Source organism: Leptolyngbya sp. CCY15150, assembly GCF_016888135.1.
In the GTDB taxonomy this organism is placed as follows: domain Bacteria; phylum Cyanobacteriota; class Cyanobacteriia; order RECH01; family RECH01; genus RECH01.
In genome coordinates, this window is record NZ_JACSWB010000258.1 from 1 (window position 1) to 516 (window position 516).

Genomic DNA, 516 nt, shown 5'->3' on the forward strand with positions numbered 1-516 from the left:
TCGAGCCGGTCTTGGCGCAGGATGGCGAGGAGTTTGTGGCGCTATTGCGCCGCTGGCCTCGCGATGTCTCCCTTGAAGATCACCTCATGGAGTGGGCAATGAATCGTACTAAAGATCCCGATCAGCAGGCCTTTGATCAGGCTGTGATCAAGATGACTGTGTTGGCCGAACAAGAGCCGGATCTGCGAACGGCCTGGCTGATGACCAACGACCGAATAGAGCACGCTCTAGTCGAAATCTTCGCGGATCGGCTGCGGCGATCGCCTGACGATATCGAGGTGCGGATGCACGCCGCAGCGGCCACCGCAGTCGTGCGCGTTATCAGTGAAGACGTCAGTGCTGCCCTGATGGAGGGAGCCGATCCCACCTCGCTTGGCAACACGCTTGGGCAGATGGCCCGCGCTGTGCACATCGCTACTGGGGGGGCGATCGGCGATCCTGTCGATCCCTAAACTGATGAGCAATTGAAGTCAGCAACAAGAGTAAAAGAACGGAGATGAAGATGCAAAATACCGA

The 516-nt window shown here is 57.8% G+C and carries 1 protein-coding gene; it reads left to right on the forward strand.

Annotation, left to right across the window (positions count from 1 at the left end; all coding sequences use genetic code 11):
* Window positions 1-452 (forward strand): TetR/AcrR family transcriptional regulator (locus JUJ53_RS25610; RefSeq protein WP_204153734.1); only part of this gene is annotated, 452 nt, incomplete at its 5' end.
* Window positions 453-516 lie beyond the last annotated feature (64 nt).